The following is an 18,938-nucleotide window of genomic DNA, read 5'->3' as shown; positions in this document are numbered from 1 at the left end:
CATTCTCCTATTTTTGTATAAAGTAATAAATGATACCTACAATAACAGAGCTTGTAATGCCATAAACTAGAACAGGCCCTGCCAAAACAAACATTTTTGCGGCTACACCAAAAACATATCCTTCTCTTTTAAATTCCATGGCAGGTGCTACAATAGAATTAGCAAATCCTGTAATAGGCACAATAGAACCTGCACCAGCTCGTTTACCGATTTGATCATAGACGCCTAATCCAGTAAACAGTGCTCCTAAGAAAATCATAACCAGTATTGTTGCATTTGTCGCATTTAAATGATCAAGATTTAAAAATTTTTCTATTTGATTATGTACAAATTGCCCTATCGTACATATCGTGCCGCCTACCATAAAAGCCCAGATACAATTTTTAAAGTAATTATGCTTAGGAGACTTCTCCTGTACATATTTTTTATAATCCTGTTTATTGTGAAATAAATTATTTGCCATCATATCACCCTCAAGCTTCCCTATAACCACTTCTTGTTTTTCTAACTCACCTTATTTCATTTGTATTTTTCTTTCCTTTTAGTTTTTCTGTATTTATTTCTAAAGATCTATTTTCATATTGATGAATGATTTGTTTTTCTTCAATATTTTCAAATCTCATAGGATGAATCTCTAAACTTTGAAAATATTTTTTATTACTTTTCATATTTTTTCTCCTTATTATATCAGTGAAGTACTAGCCAATGTATAAACGAACCTATTGTTTTCCCTAAAATTAAAGAGTAAACAATATAAAGCACATACTCTTCTATCTTAAACCTTCTAACCACCACAGGTATAACATTCATCACCTCTGCCAATGCAGATGCTAATAACCCTATGAAAATACCCATGGTAAATCCTATCAAAATCACCAAAATTGTTCCTATGTTAATGCCCTTATTAATCAGTGAAAGGAAGGCAGCTATCGTTGCCCCCCCTATAATTGCATTTTCATAGATTGGTGTAAATTTATAGGTTTTTGTCAGTTGCCCTAGTCTTGGTACAATATCTAGCAAAGTTAGAAGCGCCACGATACCGCTCCCTACTACAATCCCATTTGAAAATCCTATTATTGGAATAATAATATATAGCACTACAATCCCTTCTATCTATTATGTTTCTCACTCATATTTTTTATGTATTGGTCCATGTTTTCTTGGTATAAATGTACTTCCACTTCTAGAGGACTAGGTTCATTGTTAATTCTCTTTTTGAAAACATGATTAAAGAATATCGACATTCCTGTACCAATGCCTAAAGAGTAGGGAATTTGCAAAAGTAAAAGTTGGTCCGTTTCTTTCCCTGTAATAATTCTATAAATTGTTTTCTGCGTTTGAGGCATATCAACATCAGAATGAAAATTAATGATGGCAGTGGCAGATCCTACAAATAATAAAAAACATATACAAACTACCCTTATTAACTTTGTTTTATCCCTATTTTTCACTTCAACATCCTGAAAAATCATCAATATATCTGGCTCTCCAAGAACATGAACTGTGATATTTGGAAATTGGTTTTTTATCAAGGATATGATTGATAGCATAGAAATCACATAGGTCTTTTGTCCTTGAGCATGATTCATTTTATACTCTATATGATTTATCTTATCTCTTATGTCCTGCTCTTCTATCGAAACATCAATTAAATCCTTTAACAAAACTGCTTTCCTTGAATCACATCTAACCTTGCCTTTGGATTGTAAAAATATTTCCTGTGATTCTCTCTTCTCCATCTCTATATCCCCACATTTTCTAAGAAAATAGCGTTTAAAACCAAATCTGCCCTTTCAGGTTCACCTCTCATCTTTCTACTCATTAAAAAATACCAAGAACCAAAAATAAGTATGACAATAGATACAATAATAATGTAACTTTTATATTTTCTTAAAAAATCTATCATAATAAATCACCTTCCTCTACCTTATTATTGTCTAAAAAAATTTTTTAATTCTTTTAGACAATAGAGAAATATTTAACTATATTTACTCATTGTGTTATATAGACATACGTCTACGCTTTTTAATAATATCTAAGAGCTACACTTGCAATCCTTAGCTGCATTTTTTAGCCAGGATAAAACCGTAGACCGCGGATATTAAAATTCAGATTTCAAGACGTATACTTATAGATAAAAATAAAAAAGAAGACCTAAAATCAAGCCTTCTTCATTAACTCTTTCATAGATTGTAAAACTTTTTTCTCAATTCTTGACACCTGCACCTGTGATATGCCCAAAGTTTCAGCAATTTCTGTTTGCGTTTTATCTTTAAAGTAGCGAAGTAAAATAATTTGACGTTCCCTAGGCTCTAACTTTGCTAAAGTATCCTGCAGTAATAGCCTATCAATCACCTCTGTATCATTTAAAGATTCATCTTTCGTGATTTTATCTATTAAATATATGGGAGCGCCGTCATCATGATGAATCACATCATATAAATATTCAGGATGTGCATTGGAATCTAACGCTAGAACAATATCTTCCTTTTCAATATTTAGTTCATCAGCAATTTCCTGTAAAGTTGCTTCTCTTCCAAACTCTTTAAACAGTTTTTCTTTTACCATTTTCACCTTAGAAGCTGTCTGTTTTAAGTTTCTTGAAACCTTAATAATACCATCATCACGCAAAAAACGTTTTATTTCACCAACAATCATAGGTACTGCATAAGTAGAAAATTTAACGTCATAACTAGCGTCAAATTTTTTTATCGCCTTTATTAATCCTATGCATCCCAGCTGAAATAAATCTTCCCTCTCATAACCCCTATTAGCAAATCTATTAATCATACTTCTCACAAGACCAAGGTTATGACTTACCAAAATTTCTTGTGCCTGCATGTCCCCTTTCTGGGCTTTTTTTATAAGCTCCATTGTTTCTTCATGTTCTAATATTTCATTGTGTTCCCCTGAAAATGCTGGTATATTCATCTTATCTACCCCTTAATCTTCACTCAGGCTTTTGAACTTTTTTATCATTCTTACTTTTGTTCCCTTTCCTATCTCAGAATATACATCTATCTGATCCATAAAAGTTTCCATCACCGTAAAACCCATGCCAGAACGTTCTAGTTCAGGCTTAGAAGTATACAGAGGTTCTCTAGCCTTCTGTACATCTTCAATGCCTCTGCCCTTATCTTCTACTATAATTTCCAATTCTTCATGATTTATTCTACATATCACCGTAATAAGATCACTCTTGTCCTCATAACCATGAATAATTGCATTTGTTACAGCTTCTGAAACCGCAGTTTTTATATCTGAGATTTCTTCAATAGTCGGATCTAATTGTGCTGCAAAAGCCGCTACCACAACCCTTGCAAATGCCTCGTTTTGAGATTTACTATAGAACTCCATTTTCATATAGTTTTTACATTCCATATCATTACACTCCTTTATATGCATTTAAGAGCATCCTCTGAGGTTTCAAATTTACTAACAATACGGTACAAACCAGCTAAACTAAATATTTTATCTACTTTGTTAGATGCCTGTACCACAGCTACCTTGCCCCCCAGTTTATGAATATTTTTATATCTGCCAATAATCACACCAATACCTGAACTATCCATAAAGTTCATTTCTTTTAAGTCAAAGATAAGATTCTTTGAACGTTTATTTGAAATCATTTCATCTAGTTCTACTCTTATTTTTTCAGCAACATGATGATCGAGCTCTCCTCTTAGCTTAACAATAAGTGTATTTCCTATATTTTCATAGTGTACTTGCAAAGTTCTTCCCCCCTTATCATATAATTGAATAGTAATTCTCTTTGTCCCTTACCAACTCCTTCAGAGAAAAAACACTAGTTTTGTAATTTTCCTTCTATTTTTGTTGAAAGAATTTTTAAACTTTTCCCCTGAATAAAAATTTAACAAATTATTGTATACAATATACCGTATTTTGTGTTATAATCTTATTAAGAAATACAAAGCATATTAAAAGGAGTGAGACAGTTGATAAATAACAGTGCATTTAAAAAAGGAAAATGGACGAAAACAATAGATACAAGAGACTTTATACAAACAAATTATTCTCCTTATTATGGAGATGAAAGTTTCTTAAGCGATGCTACGGATGCCACAAAAAAACTTTGGGACGAAGTTTTAAAATTAATGGAAGCAGAGCGTAAAAATAATGGTACACTCGATGTAGATGCCAGCACAATTTCTACCATCATTTCTCATAAACCAGGTTATATTAATAAAAACCTAGAAAAAATTGTAGGCCTTCAAACAGATGCCCCTTTAAAAAGAGCTATCATTCCTAATGGTGGTATTCGCATGATTGAAAGTGCGTGCAAAGCTTATGGCTATGAATTAGATCCTCAAGTAAGAGATATCTTTAATAAGTATAGAAAAACCCACAATGCTGGTGTTTTTGATGCTTATACCGAAGAAATGTTGGCAGCTAGAAAGGCTGGTATTATTACAGGGCTACCCGATGCCTACGGCAGAGGAAGAATTATAGGCGATTACAGAAGAGTAGCCCTTTATGGGGTAGATTTACTAATTGAAGATAAAAAGCAGCAAAAAAAATCTTTGGAAGTAGATTTTATGAATGAAGAAACCATCCGTCTTCGTGAGGAAATCCAAGAACAAATTAGAGCCTTAATAGAGCTAAAAGAGATGGGTAAGTCTTATGGTTTTGATCTATCTCAACCTGCTACCAATGCTTTTGAAGCTATACAATGGGTCTATTTGGCTTACCTAGCTGCAGTAAAAGAACAAAATGGAGCGGCTATGAGCTTAGGTAGAGTTTCTAACTTTATAGATATTTATATTGAAAAAGATCTTGCTGAAGGTAATCTTACTGAAGAAGAAGCTCAAGAATTAATTGATCATTTTGTCATGAAGCTAAGAATGGTAAGATTTTTAAGATCTCCTGAATATAACGAGCTTTTTAGTGGTGACCCTACTTGGGTGACAGAGTCTATTGGGGGAGTAGGCTTGGACGGAAGGCCTTTAGTGACGAAAACCTCCTTTAGAATACTGCATACACTATACAACCTAGGCCCTGCACCAGAACCAAACTTAACAGTATTATGGGCGCAACAATTACCCGAAGGCTTTAAAAAATATTGTTCTAAAGTGTCTATTGATACTAGCTCCCTCCAATATGAAAATGATGACTTAATGCGTTGCTACTGGGGAGATGATTATGGTATTGCCTGCTGCGTATCTGCTATGCCCATCGGTAAACAAATGCAGTTTTTTGGTGCTAGATGCAATTTAGCCAAGGCTCTTCTTTACTCTATTAATGGCGGAAGAGATGAAATGTCTGGCATTCAAGTAGGCCCTAAATTCCAACAGATTACTTCTGAATATCTTGACTATAACGAAGTGATGGAGAAATTCAATACCTTCATCGATTGGATTGCAAAGCTATACGTCAATACGCTAAATGTCATTCATTATATGCACGACAAGTATGCCTATGAAAGAATTCAAATGGCCCTTCATGATCGTGATGTTATCAGAACCATGGCTTGCGGTATTGCAGGACTATCAGTATGCGCAGACTCCTTAAGTGCTATTAAATATGCAAAAGTCAAGCCTATTAGAAATGCGGAGGGTTTAGTGGTTGACTTTGAAATCGAAGGCGATTTCCCTAAATACGGTAATAACGATGATGCTGTTGATACAATTGCAGAGGCCCTTGTAAAAAGATTTATGGATGCCATCAGAAAGAACAGAACCTATAGGAATGCCATTCCTACCCAATCTGTATTAACCATAACCTCTAATGTTGTTTATGGCAAAAAGACTGGCAGTACACCAGATGGCAGAAAAGCAGGAGAACCCTTTGCACCTGGTGCCAATCCAATGCATGGACGTGATACAAAGGGGGCATTAGCTTCTTTATCCTCTGTAGCGAAACTTCCTTATAAAGATTCACAAGACGGTATTTCCTACACCTTCTCAATTGTACCAAAGGCTTTGGGAAAAACCCCTGCAGATAGAATTAATATTCTAACTTCATTACTTGACGGCTATTTTATTCAAGATGGTCATCATGTGAACATTAATGTATTTGATCGTGAAACTTTGATAGACGCTATGGAACATCCAGAAAAATATCCTCAATTAACAATTCGCGTTTCTGGATATGCTGTTAATTTTATCAAGCTAACAAAAGAACAACAATTAGATGTTATTCATCGAACTTTCCACGAAGCTATTGTATAGACATTTTTGAAAGGCAGGTGTTTCTCATGACTGTAAAAGGAAAAATTCATTCTGTTGAAACTTTTGGTACTGTTGATGGTCCGGGAATTCGCTATGTTATATTTTTTCAAGGTTGTCCCTTAAGATGTAAGTTTTGTCACAACAGAGATACTTGGAATCTAGAAGATGGTAAAGAAATTAGTGTAAGTGAATTGGTTGACGATATTAAAAAATACATTCCCTTTATCAAAGCATCTGGAGGCGGTGTTACAATCAGCGGTGGAGAACCTACCCTTCAATCAGAGTTCTTGCTAAATTTACTAAAAGAATTAAAAAAACATGATCTGCATACTTGTTTAGATACCTCTGGTTTTATTTCTTCTGCCAGCAGCATAGATGAAATACTAGAATATGTCGATTTAGTCCTCCTAGACTTAAAACATATTGATCCTGCTAAGCATAAGAATTTAACAGGGGTCGATAATCACGGTATTTTATCTTTTGCTAAATATTTAGATAGTAAAAATATGCCTATGTGGATCCGTCATGTTGTTATTCCTACAATTACAGATGAAGAAGCCGCCTTAAAAGCATTAGCAGAGTTTGTTTTTACCCTTGACGCAGTGAAAAAAGTAGATCTCCTTCCCTATCACTCTATGGGTAAATTCAAATGGAAAGAATACAATTCCTTATATCCTCTAGAAGGAATTCGCGATGCTAATGAAGCAGATATTGCTAAAGCTAGAAGTATATTTAATAAATACAGCAAATATAGTCTAACAGCTTAACTTAAAGAAAACTTTATCCTATATGGAAACCGCCTACCCTTCATAATGAAACTTGAAGTGTAGGCGGTTTTTTGTCTATTTATTTAATCTCTTTACACTTTGGCAAATGATAGGCTATACTAATACTATGTTCTATAGATGTGTGACTATGTACTTTAGTTTTATAAACACACGTCTGTAAATATCTTTACATACCTAAGGAGGAAATAATATGACATTTACGATTGGAGTAATTACTGCTAGTGATAAGGGGTCTATAGGTGAGCGACAGGATACTAGTGGTCCACTAATTGCTGAAATGATGAAGGAGCTTGGCGGGGTTTTAAAGGAGTATGTTATTGTGCCGGATGAAAGAGAAAAACTTGCCAATGCCTTAATAACTATGTGCGATGATGCAAAATTAGATATCGTTTTTACCACTGGGGGAACAGGCTTTTCTCCTAGAGATGTTACCCCTGAAGCTACATTAGATGTAATTGATCGACTGGCTCCCGGTATATCCGAAGCTATTCGTATGAAAAGCCTTAGTATTACCCCTAAAGCTATGCTCTCCCGTGCCGTAGCTGGCATTCGTAAGCAAACATTAATTATTAACCTACCTGGAAGTCCTAAAGGGGTAAAGGAAAGCTTAGAAGTCATTTTACCAGCTCTTTCTCATGGTATTGGTATTCTTAAAGGTATTGAGGGTGAATGTGGTGGAAACCATAAAAAATAAGCACAAAATGTGCTTATTTTTTATGAAATACTTTACTGGATTAAAAGACCTTCACTTCTTTAAATCAGATAAAGTAATGTCTCCACCCGATTCCCCAATGTCCAGCTTTAGCTACAAGAGTGGATTTTTATTCTCTTATAAAATCCCCTGACTTTCCTCCAGTTTTCTTCATTAACTTAATACCGGTGATTTCCATGCCCCGATCTACTGCTTTACACATATCATAAATAGTAAGTGCCGCTGTTGAAACCGCGTTCAATGCTTCTATTTCAACACCTGTCTTTCCTGTGGTTCTAACAGTAGCTTGAATATCTATCTTATTGTTTTCTCTATCAATATTAAAATGAATATCTGCCCCAGTTAATATAATGTTGTGGCACATTGGAATCATATCACTTGTTTTTTTAGCAGCCATAATTCCTGCAACTTGGGACACCGCCAGCACATCCCCTTTGCTGATTTCTCGATCAATGATTTTATTTAAGGTTTCCGCCATCATATAGATGCTTCCCGTTGCTATAGCCTCTCGCTTTGTATTTAATTTATTACCTACCTCCACCATCTTAGCTCTGCCTTCTTCATTAAAGTGAGTAAACTGATCCATTGTTCTTCCTCCCCGAAAATAAATTTTTTACCTTTTACTGATGGATTTTATTCCTCAGGTTTTAACAAAACTAAAGTTTTTTACTCGTCAAATGTACTTATTACTTCCATTTCATCAATTGCACTTTCTATTAATCCCTCTACATCCAACAACTCTTCTGAGAGCAATATTTTTTCCAACTTAGGCTTTGTTACTGGATGTTTCGGTAAAAATACGGTACAACAATCTTCAAAAGGTAGTATAGAGGTTTCATAGGTGCCGATTTTATGAGCTAGTTCTATGATGTCCACTTTGTCCATTGCTATTAGTGGTCTAAATACTGGTATGTTTACTGCTGCATTGGTTACATGAAGACTCTTTACTGTTTGACTAGCAACTTGTCCAATACTTTCCCCAGTAATCAGTGCATCGTATTCAAATTTTAAAGCAATTTTTTCAGCAATCTTCATCATAAAACGCCTTGATAATATTGTCATTTCCTCTTCAGGACATTTTTCATTAATTTCCTTCTGTATTGGCAATAAGTTTACAGAATAGATCTTAAACTGCCCACAATAAGAAGCTAAAATTTTAGCTAGATCAATTACCTTTTCCTTTGCTCTTTCACTGGTGAAGGGATAGCTGTGAAAATGAATAGCTTCGACCTCCACACCCCTTTTCCCTACCAGCCAGCCAGCTACAGGGCTATCAATCCCTCCTGAAAGCAATAACAAAGCTTTTCCATTGGTTCCTAGCGGCAGCCCTCCAAAACCATTTATTTTTTCACTATGTACAAAAGCATCATTTCTAACCTCTACATGAACAGAAATATCAGGATGATGTACATCTACAGATATTTCTTCTATATTTTGCAAAATAAATCCTCCTATTTCTCTACTAATTTCTGGAGATTTCATAGGAAAATTTTTATCGGCCCTTTTACTTTCTATTTTAAAGGTCTTTATTCCATTTTTTAACATTTTTTCTCGTATTTCTTTAAGAACTACTTTCTTTATTTCCTCCATATCTACAGGAAACCGCTTTGCAGGACTGACAGAAACAACACCAAATACTCTTTTCACCCTATCAATAATTTCTTGCGGATTATAATCTTCTACATCCACATAAATCCTGCTGTGTTCCTTATATACGCTTGGTTTTCCTAAGTCTGCCAGTGCATAACGAATATGTTTTACAAGCTTATCTTCAAAAAATCTTTTATTAAGTCCCTTTAAAATAATTTCTCCATAACGAATGATAATGACATCCTTCACTAGGCTATCACCTCCTGATAATTTTTCTCAAGCTATTGAGATGTCTTTTTATGCTGTCCACTGCATAGTCTATTTCTTCAACTGTGTTGGTATGGCTTAAACTAATCCTTATGGCGCTATCTATATGACTTTCTCTCATACCCATCGCTTCTAATACATGGCTATAGCCTCTCTTTTTAGAGGAACACGCAGATCCTGAAGATATGTAGATGCCATCCGACTCTAAACTGTGTAGCATAATCTCACTCCTTACACCTTTTAAAGAAACATTAATTATATGGGGAGCGTATTGATCATCTTCCTCTGTAGCTATATATATATCTTCTAATTTCTCTCTCAATCTACGAAGCAAATGCTTCTTTAAGTTTTTGATTTCATTTATTTTTTTATCCTGCTCTTCAAGCAATAACCTCACTGCTTCTCCTAAGCCAAAAATACCAGGTACATTTTCGGTTCCCGCTCGCAGCTCTAACTCTTGTCCTCCACCAACTAGCAGGGGAATCATCCTTACACTGTTTCTGAGATAAAGCGCGCCAATTCCCTTAGGCCCATGAAATTTATGAGCACTAATAGAGAGGCTATCTATCTCTAGATCTTTAACAAAATATTTTATTTTTCCAAAGGATTGTACCCCATCAATATGTATTCTTGTATTAGGATTCTTTTGTCTTACAATCTTTGTAATTTCTTTTATAGGTTGTACACTACCCACTTCATTATTTACATGCATAACACTTACTAAGATCGTATTTTCTTTAACTGCTTTTTCTAGTTTCTCAAGAGAAATAAAACCTTTTTCATCGACATCCAGATACGTTACTTCAAATCCTTCTTCTTCTAATTGCTGAAGCAGACTAAGTACTGACTTATGTTCTATTTTTGATGTAATAAGATGATTACCTTTTCGGCTATGGGCCTTTACCAAACCCCTTATAGCTAAATTATTTGCTTCTGTTCCTCCAGAAGTAAAAATCACTTCTTTTTCATTGCATCCTAAAGCCTTTGCCACCAATTTTCTAACCTTCTTAATTTCTCGTTCCACCTCTACGCCTTTTCTATGCAGCGAAGATGGATTACCATACATCTCTTTTAGAGATTTTACCATAACATCTACAACTTCCTCTGCAGGTTTTGTTGTAGCCGCATTATCTAAATATACTTCCATTACACTTCAACCTCACTCATCTATTCCTACAGTTATTATCATATAAAAATGACAATGCTTTGTAAAGTTTATCTTAATTTTTAGTTTTACCTAATATAATGAAGCAATACATAGGATATTAATAAAAACACCCTATACAAAAATCTCACCAAAACAAACCAGCACCCTATAAATGGCATCTGAGTGCTGGTAAGAAAGGAATTTTTTAATAGCCTAATGATTCCCCAACAATATATACACTTAAATCTACAGTCATGGGCTTATGATTTATAATAACTGTTACATTACACATTCTAGCTTCACTTAGACAGTCATTGCAGTTCCCTGTAGCTGCACAAGGCGTATTTAGTCCCAATCTTTTTGCATTTGGAGGACAGGCTTCTTTTTTTATTCTATCCATTGCTGAAATCATATCACTACAAATTTTATTCACACCACATACCACGATCACTTTTTTAGGACCATAATACATAGCACTTACTCTATTTCCCACACCATCAATATTGATTAACTCTCCAGCTTCAGTTAATGCATTGCTGCTGGTTAAATATACCTCTGATTGACTAGCTAATTGTCTAATCTCGCTTACTTTTTCCTTTTCTACTTGCCAGTGCCAGTATACTTTTTTATTTTCCTTCAATAAAGCCTCATATAATTCCATTTCCTTGATGGTTGCAGAACCACCAATTCCTATACTAGCATAAGGTTGTATGTCTTTTAAAACTTCCTTTTTAGCTTCTTCCTTCGTTTCAAAAAACTTAGCCTTTATTTTTCTTTTTTCCAAGTTTTGTACTACTGTACTTACCATCTTCTCCAATGATTACCCCACCTTTATAATATTCTCTCATCTTATTATATACTATATAGTCAGTTAAGCCAAATATCCTTTACGTAAATTTTATACAAAGTTTTTATGGATAAAAGTTATTTGGTAAAAAAAATTATATATATTTTCGCTAAATTGTTGCATGTCTTGTCGTAATTTGTTATAATCTTACTATGGTTATCCCCCTGATAACCTCGTAAATATAATCTCTATTCCCAATACCCCTTTTAAACAATTTTATTTTGTTTTTCCCAGGCTTAGCCTGGGTTTTTTTTGTTTTGAATGTTAAAAATATATCTGTTACTATATATTAGAGGACTTGCTTTACCTACATCACCATAACTATATACTTTCACATTTAAATTTTAGGCGACAGTACTATTATTTAAAAGTATTTACTAAGCATAGGCCTTTACACTCGAACCTCAATACATATGATCCATGCTTTTACCCTAGAAAAAACATAGTCAATGGCTATAAATATATTTCTTGATATACTAAAAGTTATAGGAATATATCAATATTTTTTCACAAAATTTCTTTATGAATAACAATTATTTATTAGGAGGTATTCTATGGAAAAACCTAAGGTTGCTATTATTTTTACAGGAGGGACCATTTCTATGTCAATAGATCCTAGAATCGGCGCAGCTATCCCCTCTTTATCCAATCAAGAAATTATGTCTTTGGTAACCAATATTGACAAGTTTGCAGAGATTGAAGCTATCAACTTTTCCACACTCCCTGGACCACACATTGATCCTCTTCTTATGATGGAGCTACAACAACTTGTTGTTAAAACAGTACTTAGAAAAGATATAACTGGTGTCATCATTACCCATGGCACAGATACATTAGAAGAAACAGCTTATTTATTAGATTTGACCATTAAATCCGATAAACCCATTGTCGTTGTTGGTGCCATGAGAAATAGCTCTGAACTTGGCTATGACGGCCCTAGTAACTTAGCTGCTGCGGTATGTACTGCTATCTCTCCTCACGCAAAAAACAAAGGTGTTTTGGTAGTAATGAATAATGAAGTAAACGCTGCCAGTGAAGTAACAAAAACAAACACGCTAAGCTTAGATACATTTAAATCGCTGTCCTTTGGTGCCTTAGGCATTGTAGATAATGATAAAGTCATTTTCCATCGTGAAGTTATTGATCGACAATACATCCCAGCAACTTCCATTGAAACAAATGTTCATTTAATTAAGTGTGCTGCGGGCATGGATTCACATCTCATAAAATGCTGCGTTGATTCTAACGCAAAAGGAATTGTTATTGAAGCTTTGGGCAGAGGAAATATCCCTCCTAAGATGTTAGAAGGAATTCAATATGCTATTAATAAAAAAGTAGCTGTTGTTGTGGTTTCAAGATGCCCTACTGGTCGTGTATTAGATACCTATGGTTATCAAGGAGGAGGGAGACAACTAAGAGTACTAGGCGTTATTTTTTGTGGAGATTTACCAGGACAAAAAGCCCGAATTAAATTAATGTTGGCCCTTAGCCTAACAAACGATTTAAACACGTTGAGAACTGTTATGGAGAATGATCAATATCAATAAAAATAATAAAAAAACTAGTACAAATTGTACTAGTTTTTTTATTATTGGTGCCCAGAGGCGGAATCGAACCACCGACACGGGGATTTTCAGTCCCCTGCTCTACCGACTGAGCTATCTGGGCAAATTTATTGGTGGGCTCAAGTGGACTCGAACCACCGACCTCACGCTTATCAGGCGTGCGCTCTAACCTGCTGAGCTATGAGCCCATTATATTGAAAGATATGGTATAACATCCCGCTTGTTTCTATTTTTGGCAGGGGTGGCAGGATTTGAACCCACGGCATGCGGTTTTGGAGACCGCCGTTCTACCAGCTGAACTACACCCCTTCTGCTCTTTGATTTATAAATGGTGGGCCTTCAGGGACTCGAACCCCGGACCTGCCGGTTATGAGCCGGACGCTCTGACCAACTGAGCTAAAGGCCCTAATATTTAGGTTAATAAAACTTAAATGGTCCGGGTGGAGAGATTCGAACTCCCGACCCCATGGTCCCAAACCATGTGCGCTACCAAACTGCGCTACACCCGGAAAATGGCGGAGAAGGCGGGATTCGAACCCGCGCGCCGCTTACACGACCTAACGGTTTAGCAAACCGTCCTCTTCAGCCTACTTGAGTACTTCTCCCAGTAATTTATGATTGTTACATTGGCGGAGAGGGTGGGATTCGAACCCACGGCCCCTTTCGGAGTCACTGGTTTTCAAGACCAGCTCCTTAAACCACTCGGACACCTCTCCATTTGGTGATCCATCCGCGACTCGAACGCGGGACACCCTGATTAAAAGTCAGGTGCTCTACCGACTGAGCTAATGGATCGCAATTGTTTTAGTGGAGCGGGTGAAGGGAATCGAACCCTCGCGGTCAGCTTGGAAGGCTGAAGTTCTACCACTGAACTACACCCGCTTATATGGTGGTGCCGAAGACCGGAATCGAACCGGTACGATCTTGAAGGACCGCAGGATTTTAAGTCCTGTGCGTCTGCCAGTTCCGCCACTTCGGCACTATATATTGGCTCCAGAGAGAGGACTCGAACCTCCAACCTACCGGTTAACAGCCGGGTGCTCCACCATTGAGCTACTCTGGAATATTTATAGATCACAGAAATACATAATCATAAATCTGCTAGTTTGTCAATAACTTCTTAAAAAACGTCATTTTATATAAATATTCATCAAACCTTTCAGTCCTTTACTACAAAAGGGAAAAATATTTAAAATAACGACAAATATTATTATACACTTTTTTATTATTTTGTCAACAATATTTCAGCATATTTTTGTAAAATTATATTGTAATATTTTACATTATTAATAGCTTTTGTCATTCATTATTGACATATCCCTTTATTTTCATACATTACTCTATAGGATTCCTTCATACATCCATTAATTACTTCTATATTTCTTAAGCTCTTTAGAAAAAATATATTTGAACAAAATTTAATAATATGAATATAATTATAATCCCATTACAAGGTTTATTGTTAAATAAAATATATTTATATATATTTATCAGGTGGTGATCTATATAGCTAAGATATTTGGTTTTGATAATCAGTTAATCAGCACTGCTCTATTATTAGAAGGAGAGTTTTCTAGTAATTATTATTTGGGAAAAAACTACAGTTGTCTTTTTAAATATAAGGAAGGGGATATTCCTATTATTATTTCTGCTCCTCATGCTGTCAAACAAATAAGAAACGGCTTAATAAAAAATCCAGATATTTTTACAGGTAGCTTAGCACTAATATTAGCACAACGTACAAAATGCCATGCAATTTACCGCACCTTTACAGGTCATGGTGACTCTAATAGTGACCTAATATGTGCTTATAAAGACTATCTGATTCATAAAATAAAAGAATGCTCTTTACGCTGTGTTATTGATCTACATGGTCTTCATAAGAGAAGATCTTTTATGATTGATGTAGGAACCCTCGATGGCAAATCCATTCCACAGGAAATAAAAACCTTAATTATTCAAACCTTTCAAGAAGGAAATATTAATGATGTACGGTTCAATTATTTATTCAATGCCGATAGACAAGGAACTGTTGTTAAAACAGTTTGGGAAAAAACTGGCGTTCCTTCTTTTCAGTTAGAAATCAATGGACTCTATCGTGACATTAATCATGTGGAGAGCTGGACAAAATTTCAACAAATTGTTACTACCTTAGAAAGTCTCATCTATAAATTAAATAAACGAATAAGTCATTAGTGCATCTTTTAGCCTCAATGAAATAGTTTAGCGTATGCTAAACTACGAGGTTTTAAGTATATGTTTTTGTTTAAAGAAAAATATCTTAAACCTATATCTTCTGAAAGGAAGCTATTCAAAATCAAAAATCCTTCTTTATTTAAAACTTTTCATAAAATTCATAAATAAAGAAGGATTTTTTGATTTTTACTAGAATATGTTATATTATCAATATTTAGAAAATATTGATAATTTTGTCATGTTTATCCTGTTATACCTTTTAGCGGACAATCCATTAAGTTTTAATTTTAAGATTAATAGAGGGGAAAATAAAAAATTATATTTCAAGAGGGGGTTTTTTTAATGGTAATACCCGGTCTTATAATGATTAGCTTAATGTGGTTTACAGTAGCTCTTTTAAATTTAGGTTATGGAGAAGCTAAGGGTACAGGGTTTGTTTGTGGTATTGTGGGTCTTCTCACAGTAATATGTGGGTTAATTGATGGGGTTAAAGGAGATGTATTAGGTGCTGGCTTACTTTTCGCTCATGGTCTTCTTTATATTTGTATTGCATATGCTCTTCTATATGGACTTGAAAATTTAAAGTCTATTGGAAATGTAAGTCTTACTGTAGCATTTATTTCTACCATTTATTCATTTATTAACTTCTCAAGCGGTGACATTTACATGGGTTTAGTAACAGGTGGCTACGCTGTACTTACTTACATGGTATGGTTAAACTTCTATGGCAAGTTATCGAATCGAGTGGTTGCCTGTTCCCTTATCGTATGGATACCTATAGGTCTTTGGATTCCTGCATTTTTATTAGGACTAGGAAAAGCTTTACCATTTTAGTTAAAAATACATTTTAATTATCTTCATAATTATATGTACTACCTGATTCAATGAAATAAAACTTTCCTCTCTATATAATCTTAATTGTTATTTATTTTTTAAGACCATTTACAGATATAAATGGTCTTAAAAAGTTTAGATCTAGATTTTATTAATCCTTAGTATATTGAAATTCATGGAGACATATTTATAACATATTGACGATTAATTCTCTAAGTTTAGCTTCAAACCTCAAATCATCCTCTTTGCTCCTCTTAGGTATTTTTGTATATTTCTTATGTTTTCTTCTCATTTCTTGATTAAAATGTCTTTTCATCAGTAATTCATCTATATTTCCATCTGTATATAACCAACCATTTTGATGAATAGCTATAGCTTTTTTTCCAAGAGCCAAAGCCGCTACACCATAGTCCTGTGTAACCACGATATCTCCCTGTGCTACATGATTAATAAGTACCAGATCCGCCATATCCCTACCCTGATCTACTGTTATAATTTTTGCATAATCATCGTAAAGTTCATGACAAATATTTTTTATCATCACCAACTCTATTCTATAGGTTTTTGCTACCTTGAGTATTATCTCTTTTACAGGACATCCATCTGCATCTACTAGTATTTTCATTTGCCTCACCCTTTAGCAAAGTCTTTTAACTGTACTTACCAATTTTAAGAGATTGCTCTATTGATTTTACTAACTTCCTTCAGTATGCTCTATTATTTTTCCTTCGATACATTTGCTTCTCATGCTTCCTGGGGAAAACATCTTACTTTAATCCCTAATTAGTAGTATTTGAAAGGACTCTAATAACTCACGTTATTTATATTTCTGAAGACCTTGTCTGAAGACTTCTAACATTTCATCAGTCTCATCAAGCTTATAGATTCTAGCAGGATTTTTTCCCTCATCCCAGTCAATTCCATTCCACCAAATGGCCACTTTTATATTATCAAATCTATGTATATTAGCAAACATATCTTTAATCCAACCAATCTTGTCTCCTCCTATAGAACTAGCTCCAAATTCTGTAATCATAAAAGGATATTCAAAAATAGATAGATACTCTTCATAAAAATCATCGTATACCTCATTAAAACCTCTCCAGTATTCCCCCTTATAGTAAGTTCCTGTATTATATCCTGTCAATCCTATAATGTCTACATAATCATCCCCAGGATAATAGGTTAGATAATGGTTCCACTTAAAGCCTGGAAATGAAATATCATGAGGATTCCATACCCACAAGGCATTATCTACGCCATTCTCCTTAAAAATGCCGTAAATATATCGCCAAACTGCCTTAAACAATTCTGTATCGTTGGAACTAAAATAGCTGGAATATACACACCAATCACCATTCATTTCATTATTTAGTCGAAACAACACAGGATGGCCAAAGGCTTTCATATCCCTAGCATATTGATTTAGGAAATCATCATACTTCCCATTGAGCAAGTCATAAGTAACACTTGCATTATCATTTTGGCTATGTTCTGTCTGCAATGTAAGTTCTACATATTTATTATTACGATAAGCACTGAGCATCTCTTCCATTGGGAAATTTGTTTCTAAAGTTTGATACCTTACTATAAATTCAAAGGAATAATCCATTCTTTTTTCTAAACTGCTTAAATAATCAAAATGATAAGCTGTTGACCATTCAAAAATTCCCCACTTTAGAGAATCGCTTTCTAAAAAATATTTGCTATAAAAATCTCTAGTTTCTTGGCTTACATTTGGCTCTTTCATCTTATAAGTAGTATTTATCCGAGGCGTTGCTTTCTTTTCAAGAATATGAAAGCTATTAATCATAGTCATATAGTCCTCAATAGGTTTTGAAGACTTTATAAAAATAGTATAGACTTCATAAGAATTCTTAACAATTTTAACATTAACATAGTAATTTTTGTCATTGGTAAGCTTTTCTAACTTATTTCTGTTCCATTCTAAAAGATGTGCCCTCAGCCCATTTACACGAATCGTCTGATCCTTTTCTATTTTATGATCTTTTTTGTTAAGTTTAAATTGATTACTATAATGAATATATCTATCTGCCGTATGTATGGTATTTCTAAAATCATCATAGTAAATTTCAATAAGTGTATCTTCATCAGCAATCACAGTTCTAACTTCCGATAAGGATGTATCCACCCACATATGACTTGGATAGTTAATAGAATAACCGTGAGAATAATCAGTATACTGATTATAGGCGTTATTCATTGGTTTGATTGCTTTAAAATCGTCTTCATAATCATAATCAGCAGATGTCACTAGCTGACCATTCTTTATGTAGGTGCTAGCATATTGACTAGCATATACATCAAAGCCTACGATTGTAGTACAAAAAATTAACACCACTAGAAATAGCATGATCTTTTTTCCCATTGTCGCCTCTCTCCTTTTATCTGTCCTACAGATATATGCCTATGCATTTTACTGCACTAGAGCATTCCTGTATTAATCTTCTATATTTTCTACATCCTGATATAAAAAACCTTTATTTCATTAGGAAAAATCCAAAAAATTTTAGCTATATGGGACATAGCAGCTACCGCTGATATAATTACCAAGCTATCCCCGTTTGCCCAACGGTTTTTGTATTACTTATGCTATTCCTAGCATCCTACATCCTTCATTTTTGATAATGTTATGTATAGTTGCCTATTCAGCTCCAACGGCCTACCCTAACAACTTTTTTCTATGATCCGAATATTACCAAGATAATTATATAATAAATGTTGCTTCTTTAGATATTAATTTAGGTGACCTCGATTACTAACGATGTTAGAAACCTAATCAG

General features: G+C 34.4%; 20 protein-coding genes and 11 tRNA genes. 6 read left to right on the top strand and 25 right to left on the bottom strand.

Translation table 11 applies throughout. The features are described 5' to 3' along the window. Positions 1 to 7: 7 nt before the first annotated feature. The 8 genes from spoVAC to spoIIAA all read right to left on the bottom strand — a co-directional run bounded on the left by spoVAC (position 8) and on the right by spoIIAA (position 3,731). Entirely contained in the window at positions 8 to 463 is a 456-nt protein-coding gene (gene spoVAC, locus BJL90_RS13430; protein ID WP_070968921.1) for a stage V sporulation protein AC, read from the bottom strand. 46 nt (positions 464 to 509) lie between these two features. Continuing rightward, positions 510 to 668, bottom strand: a complete 159-nt coding sequence (locus BJL90_RS22025) for a hypothetical protein (RefSeq protein ID WP_156778801.1) — start codon at positions 666 to 668, stop codon at positions 510 to 512. A 19-nt stretch (positions 669 to 687) separates the two neighbouring features. Beyond that, positions 688 to 1,098, bottom strand: coding sequence for a stage V sporulation protein AB (locus BJL90_RS13425; RefSeq protein ID WP_081561996.1), 411 nt, complete (start codon positions 1,096 to 1,098; stop codon positions 688 to 690). Positions 1,099 to 1,109: 11 nt separating this feature from the next. Next, complete coding sequence (locus tag BJL90_RS23150; protein WP_070968916.1) at positions 1,110 to 1,739, bottom strand: stage V sporulation protein AA; 630 nt, start codon at positions 1,737 to 1,739, stop codon at positions 1,110 to 1,112. 2 nt (positions 1,740 to 1,741) lie between these two features. Beyond that, positions 1,742 to 1,906: a hypothetical protein gene (locus BJL90_RS22020; protein ID WP_156778800.1), complete on the bottom strand. Its 165-nt coding sequence runs from the start codon at positions 1,904 to 1,906 to the stop codon at positions 1,742 to 1,744. Between the two features lie 254 nt (positions 1,907 to 2,160). Next, on the bottom strand, positions 2,161 to 2,931 hold the full coding sequence (gene sigF, locus BJL90_RS13415; protein WP_070968913.1) for an RNA polymerase sporulation sigma factor SigF: 771 nt from the start codon (positions 2,929 to 2,931) through the stop codon (positions 2,161 to 2,163). A gap of 12 nt (positions 2,932 to 2,943) precedes the next feature. Beyond that, positions 2,944 to 3,381: an anti-sigma F factor gene (spoIIAB, locus tag BJL90_RS13410; RefSeq protein WP_070973228.1), complete on the bottom strand. Its 438-nt coding sequence runs from the start codon at positions 3,379 to 3,381 to the stop codon at positions 2,944 to 2,946. A gap of 14 nt (positions 3,382 to 3,395) precedes the next feature. Beyond that, positions 3,396 to 3,731: an anti-sigma F factor antagonist gene (gene spoIIAA / locus BJL90_RS13405; RefSeq protein WP_070968911.1), complete on the bottom strand. Its 336-nt coding sequence runs from the start codon at positions 3,729 to 3,731 to the stop codon at positions 3,396 to 3,398. A 225-nt stretch (positions 3,732 to 3,956) separates the two neighbouring features. Between spoIIAA and pflB the strand changes: the two genes are divergently transcribed. The 3 genes from pflB (at position 3,957) to BJL90_RS13390 (ending at position 7,670) form a co-directional block, all read left to right on the top strand. After that, positions 3,957 to 6,188, top strand: a complete 2,232-nt coding sequence (gene pflB / locus BJL90_RS13400; protein ID WP_335617793.1) for a formate C-acetyltransferase — start codon at positions 3,957 to 3,959, stop codon at positions 6,186 to 6,188. Between the two features lie 26 nt (positions 6,189 to 6,214). Next, positions 6,215 to 6,955 (top strand): pyruvate formate-lyase-activating protein, encoded by a 741-nt coding sequence (gene pflA / locus BJL90_RS13395; RefSeq protein ID WP_070968909.1) that lies wholly within the window; start codon positions 6,215 to 6,217, stop codon positions 6,953 to 6,955. Between the two features lie 211 nt (positions 6,956 to 7,166). Next, positions 7,167 to 7,670: a MogA/MoaB family molybdenum cofactor biosynthesis protein gene (locus BJL90_RS13390; RefSeq protein ID WP_070968906.1), complete on the top strand. Its 504-nt coding sequence runs from the start codon at positions 7,167 to 7,169 to the stop codon at positions 7,668 to 7,670. 127 nt (positions 7,671 to 7,797) lie between these two features. On the opposite strand, the gene moaC is transcribed toward BJL90_RS13390, so the two are convergent. The 4 genes from moaC to BJL90_RS13370 form a co-directional block, all read right to left on the bottom strand. After that, entirely contained in the window at positions 7,798 to 8,274 is a 477-nt protein-coding gene (gene moaC / locus BJL90_RS13385) for a cyclic pyranopterin monophosphate synthase MoaC (RefSeq protein WP_070968903.1), read from the bottom strand. Between the two features lie 80 nt (positions 8,275 to 8,354). Further along, complete coding sequence (thiI, locus tag BJL90_RS13380; RefSeq protein ID WP_070968899.1) at positions 8,355 to 9,527, bottom strand: tRNA uracil 4-sulfurtransferase ThiI; 1,173 nt, start codon at positions 9,525 to 9,527, stop codon at positions 8,355 to 8,357. Between the two features lie 7 nt (positions 9,528 to 9,534). Further along, positions 9,535 to 10,692, bottom strand: a complete 1,158-nt coding sequence (locus tag BJL90_RS13375) for a cysteine desulfurase family protein (RefSeq protein WP_070968895.1) — start codon at positions 10,690 to 10,692, stop codon at positions 9,535 to 9,537. A gap of 205 nt (positions 10,693 to 10,897) precedes the next feature. Further along, on the bottom strand, positions 10,898 to 11,500 hold the full coding sequence (locus BJL90_RS13370; protein WP_070973224.1) for a lactate utilization protein: 603 nt from the start codon (positions 11,498 to 11,500) through the stop codon (positions 10,898 to 10,900). 593 nt (positions 11,501 to 12,093) lie between these two features. On the opposite strand from BJL90_RS13370, the gene BJL90_RS13365 reads away from it, so the two are divergent. Then, entirely contained in the window at positions 12,094 to 13,086 is a 993-nt protein-coding gene (locus BJL90_RS13365; protein WP_070968892.1) for an asparaginase, read from the top strand. A gap of 45 nt (positions 13,087 to 13,131) precedes the next feature. On the opposite strand, the gene BJL90_RS13360 is transcribed toward BJL90_RS13365, so the two are convergent. From BJL90_RS13360 to BJL90_RS13310, 11 genes are all read right to left on the bottom strand, one after another. Continuing rightward, positions 13,132 to 13,207: transfer RNA gene (locus tag BJL90_RS13360), tRNA-Phe, on the bottom strand. A gap of 8 nt (positions 13,208 to 13,215) precedes the next feature. Further along, positions 13,216 to 13,292, bottom strand: a tRNA-Ile gene (locus BJL90_RS13355). Between the two features lie 45 nt (positions 13,293 to 13,337). Continuing rightward, positions 13,338 to 13,413, bottom strand: a tRNA-Trp gene (locus BJL90_RS13350). Positions 13,414 to 13,433: 20 nt separating this feature from the next. Continuing rightward, positions 13,434 to 13,510: transfer RNA gene (locus BJL90_RS13345), tRNA-Ile, on the bottom strand. Between the two features lie 26 nt (positions 13,511 to 13,536). Then, positions 13,537 to 13,613 (bottom strand) — tRNA-Pro (locus BJL90_RS13340). A gap of 4 nt (positions 13,614 to 13,617) precedes the next feature. Then, a tRNA-Ser gene (locus BJL90_RS13335) sits at positions 13,618 to 13,709 on the bottom strand. 22 nt (positions 13,710 to 13,731) lie between these two features. Beyond that, positions 13,732 to 13,820 (bottom strand) — tRNA-Ser (locus tag BJL90_RS13330). 3 nt (positions 13,821 to 13,823) lie between these two features. Next, a tRNA-Lys gene (locus tag BJL90_RS13325) sits at positions 13,824 to 13,899 on the bottom strand. A gap of 13 nt (positions 13,900 to 13,912) precedes the next feature. Next, positions 13,913 to 13,986, bottom strand: a tRNA-Gly gene (locus BJL90_RS13320). Between the two features lie 8 nt (positions 13,987 to 13,994). Continuing rightward, a tRNA-Leu gene (locus tag BJL90_RS13315) sits at positions 13,995 to 14,083 on the bottom strand. A 9-nt stretch (positions 14,084 to 14,092) separates the two neighbouring features. After that, a tRNA-Asn gene (locus BJL90_RS13310) sits at positions 14,093 to 14,167 on the bottom strand. A gap of 431 nt (positions 14,168 to 14,598) precedes the next feature. On the opposite strand from BJL90_RS13310, the gene BJL90_RS13305 reads away from it, so the two are divergent. Next, positions 14,599 to 15,300 carry a hypothetical protein gene (locus BJL90_RS13305; RefSeq protein ID WP_156778799.1) on the top strand — a complete coding sequence of 234 codons (702 nt, stop codon included), beginning with the start codon at positions 14,599 to 14,601 and terminating at the stop codon, positions 15,298 to 15,300. 363 nt (positions 15,301 to 15,663) lie between these two features. Next, on the top strand, positions 15,664 to 16,134 hold the full coding sequence (locus BJL90_RS13300) for an AmiS/UreI family transporter (protein ID WP_236904918.1): 471 nt from the start codon (positions 15,664 to 15,666) through the stop codon (positions 16,132 to 16,134). A gap of 187 nt (positions 16,135 to 16,321) precedes the next feature. Here BJL90_RS13300 and BJL90_RS13295 read toward each other — a convergent pair whose 3' ends face one another. Next, complete coding sequence (locus BJL90_RS13295) at positions 16,322 to 16,759, bottom strand: YaiI/YqxD family protein (RefSeq protein ID WP_070968885.1); 438 nt, start codon at positions 16,757 to 16,759, stop codon at positions 16,322 to 16,324. 192 nt (positions 16,760 to 16,951) lie between these two features. Next, positions 16,952 to 18,523, bottom strand: a complete 1,572-nt coding sequence (locus tag BJL90_RS13290) for a glycoside hydrolase family 26 protein (RefSeq protein ID WP_070968882.1) — start codon at positions 18,521 to 18,523, stop codon at positions 16,952 to 16,954. Positions 18,524 to 18,938: the final 415 nt, after the last annotated feature.

This window comes from Clostridium formicaceticum (assembly GCF_001854185.1).
Lineage (GTDB): Bacteria > Bacillota > Clostridia > Peptostreptococcales > Natronincolaceae > Andreesenella > Andreesenella formicacetica.
The sequence above is the reverse complement of the archived record's forward strand: the minus strand, read 5'-3'. Positions and strand labels throughout refer to the sequence as shown.

Excerpts from the sequence above, each read along its gene's own strand:
- BJL90_RS22020 (WP_156778800.1), bottom strand. The coding sequence starts at position 1,906 with ATGATAGATTTTTTAAGAAAATATAAAAGTTACATTATTATTGTATCT.
- moaC (WP_070968903.1), bottom strand. The coding sequence starts at position 8,274 with ATGGATCAGTTTACTCACTTTAATGAAGAAGGCAGAGCTAAGATGGTG.
- BJL90_RS13390 (WP_070968906.1), top strand. The coding sequence starts at position 7,167 with ATGACATTTACGATTGGAGTAATTACTGCTAGTGATAAGGGGTCTATA.
- BJL90_RS13370 (WP_070973224.1), bottom strand. The coding sequence starts at position 11,500 with ATGGTAAGTACAGTAGTACAAAACTTGGAAAAAAGAAAAATAAAGGCT.
- BJL90_RS13300 (WP_236904918.1), top strand. The coding sequence starts at position 15,664 with ATGATTAGCTTAATGTGGTTTACAGTAGCTCTTTTAAATTTAGGTTAT.
- BJL90_RS22025 (WP_156778801.1), bottom strand. The coding sequence starts at position 668 with ATGAAAAGTAATAAAAAATATTTTCAAAGTTTAGAGATTCATCCTATG.
- BJL90_RS13365 (WP_070968892.1), top strand. The coding sequence starts at position 12,094 with ATGGAAAAACCTAAGGTTGCTATTATTTTTACAGGAGGGACCATTTCT.
- BJL90_RS13290 (WP_070968882.1), bottom strand. The coding sequence starts at position 18,523 with ATGGGAAAAAAGATCATGCTATTTCTAGTGGTGTTAATTTTTTGTACT.
- BJL90_RS13295 (WP_070968885.1), bottom strand. The coding sequence starts at position 16,759 with ATGAAAATACTAGTAGATGCAGATGGATGTCCTGTAAAAGAGATAATA.
- spoVAC (WP_070968921.1), bottom strand. The coding sequence starts at position 463 with ATGGCAAATAATTTATTTCACAATAAACAGGATTATAAAAAATATGTA.
- BJL90_RS23150 (WP_070968916.1), bottom strand. The coding sequence starts at position 1,739 with ATGGAGAAGAGAGAATCACAGGAAATATTTTTACAATCCAAAGGCAAG.
- sigF (WP_070968913.1), bottom strand. The coding sequence starts at position 2,931 with ATGAATATACCAGCATTTTCAGGGGAACACAATGAAATATTAGAACAT.
- pflA (WP_070968909.1), top strand. The coding sequence starts at position 6,215 with ATGACTGTAAAAGGAAAAATTCATTCTGTTGAAACTTTTGGTACTGTT.
- BJL90_RS13375 (WP_070968895.1), bottom strand. The coding sequence starts at position 10,692 with ATGGAAGTATATTTAGATAATGCGGCTACAACAAAACCTGCAGAGGAA.
- spoIIAB (WP_070973228.1), bottom strand. The coding sequence starts at position 3,381 with ATGGAATGTAAAAACTATATGAAAATGGAGTTCTATAGTAAATCTCAA.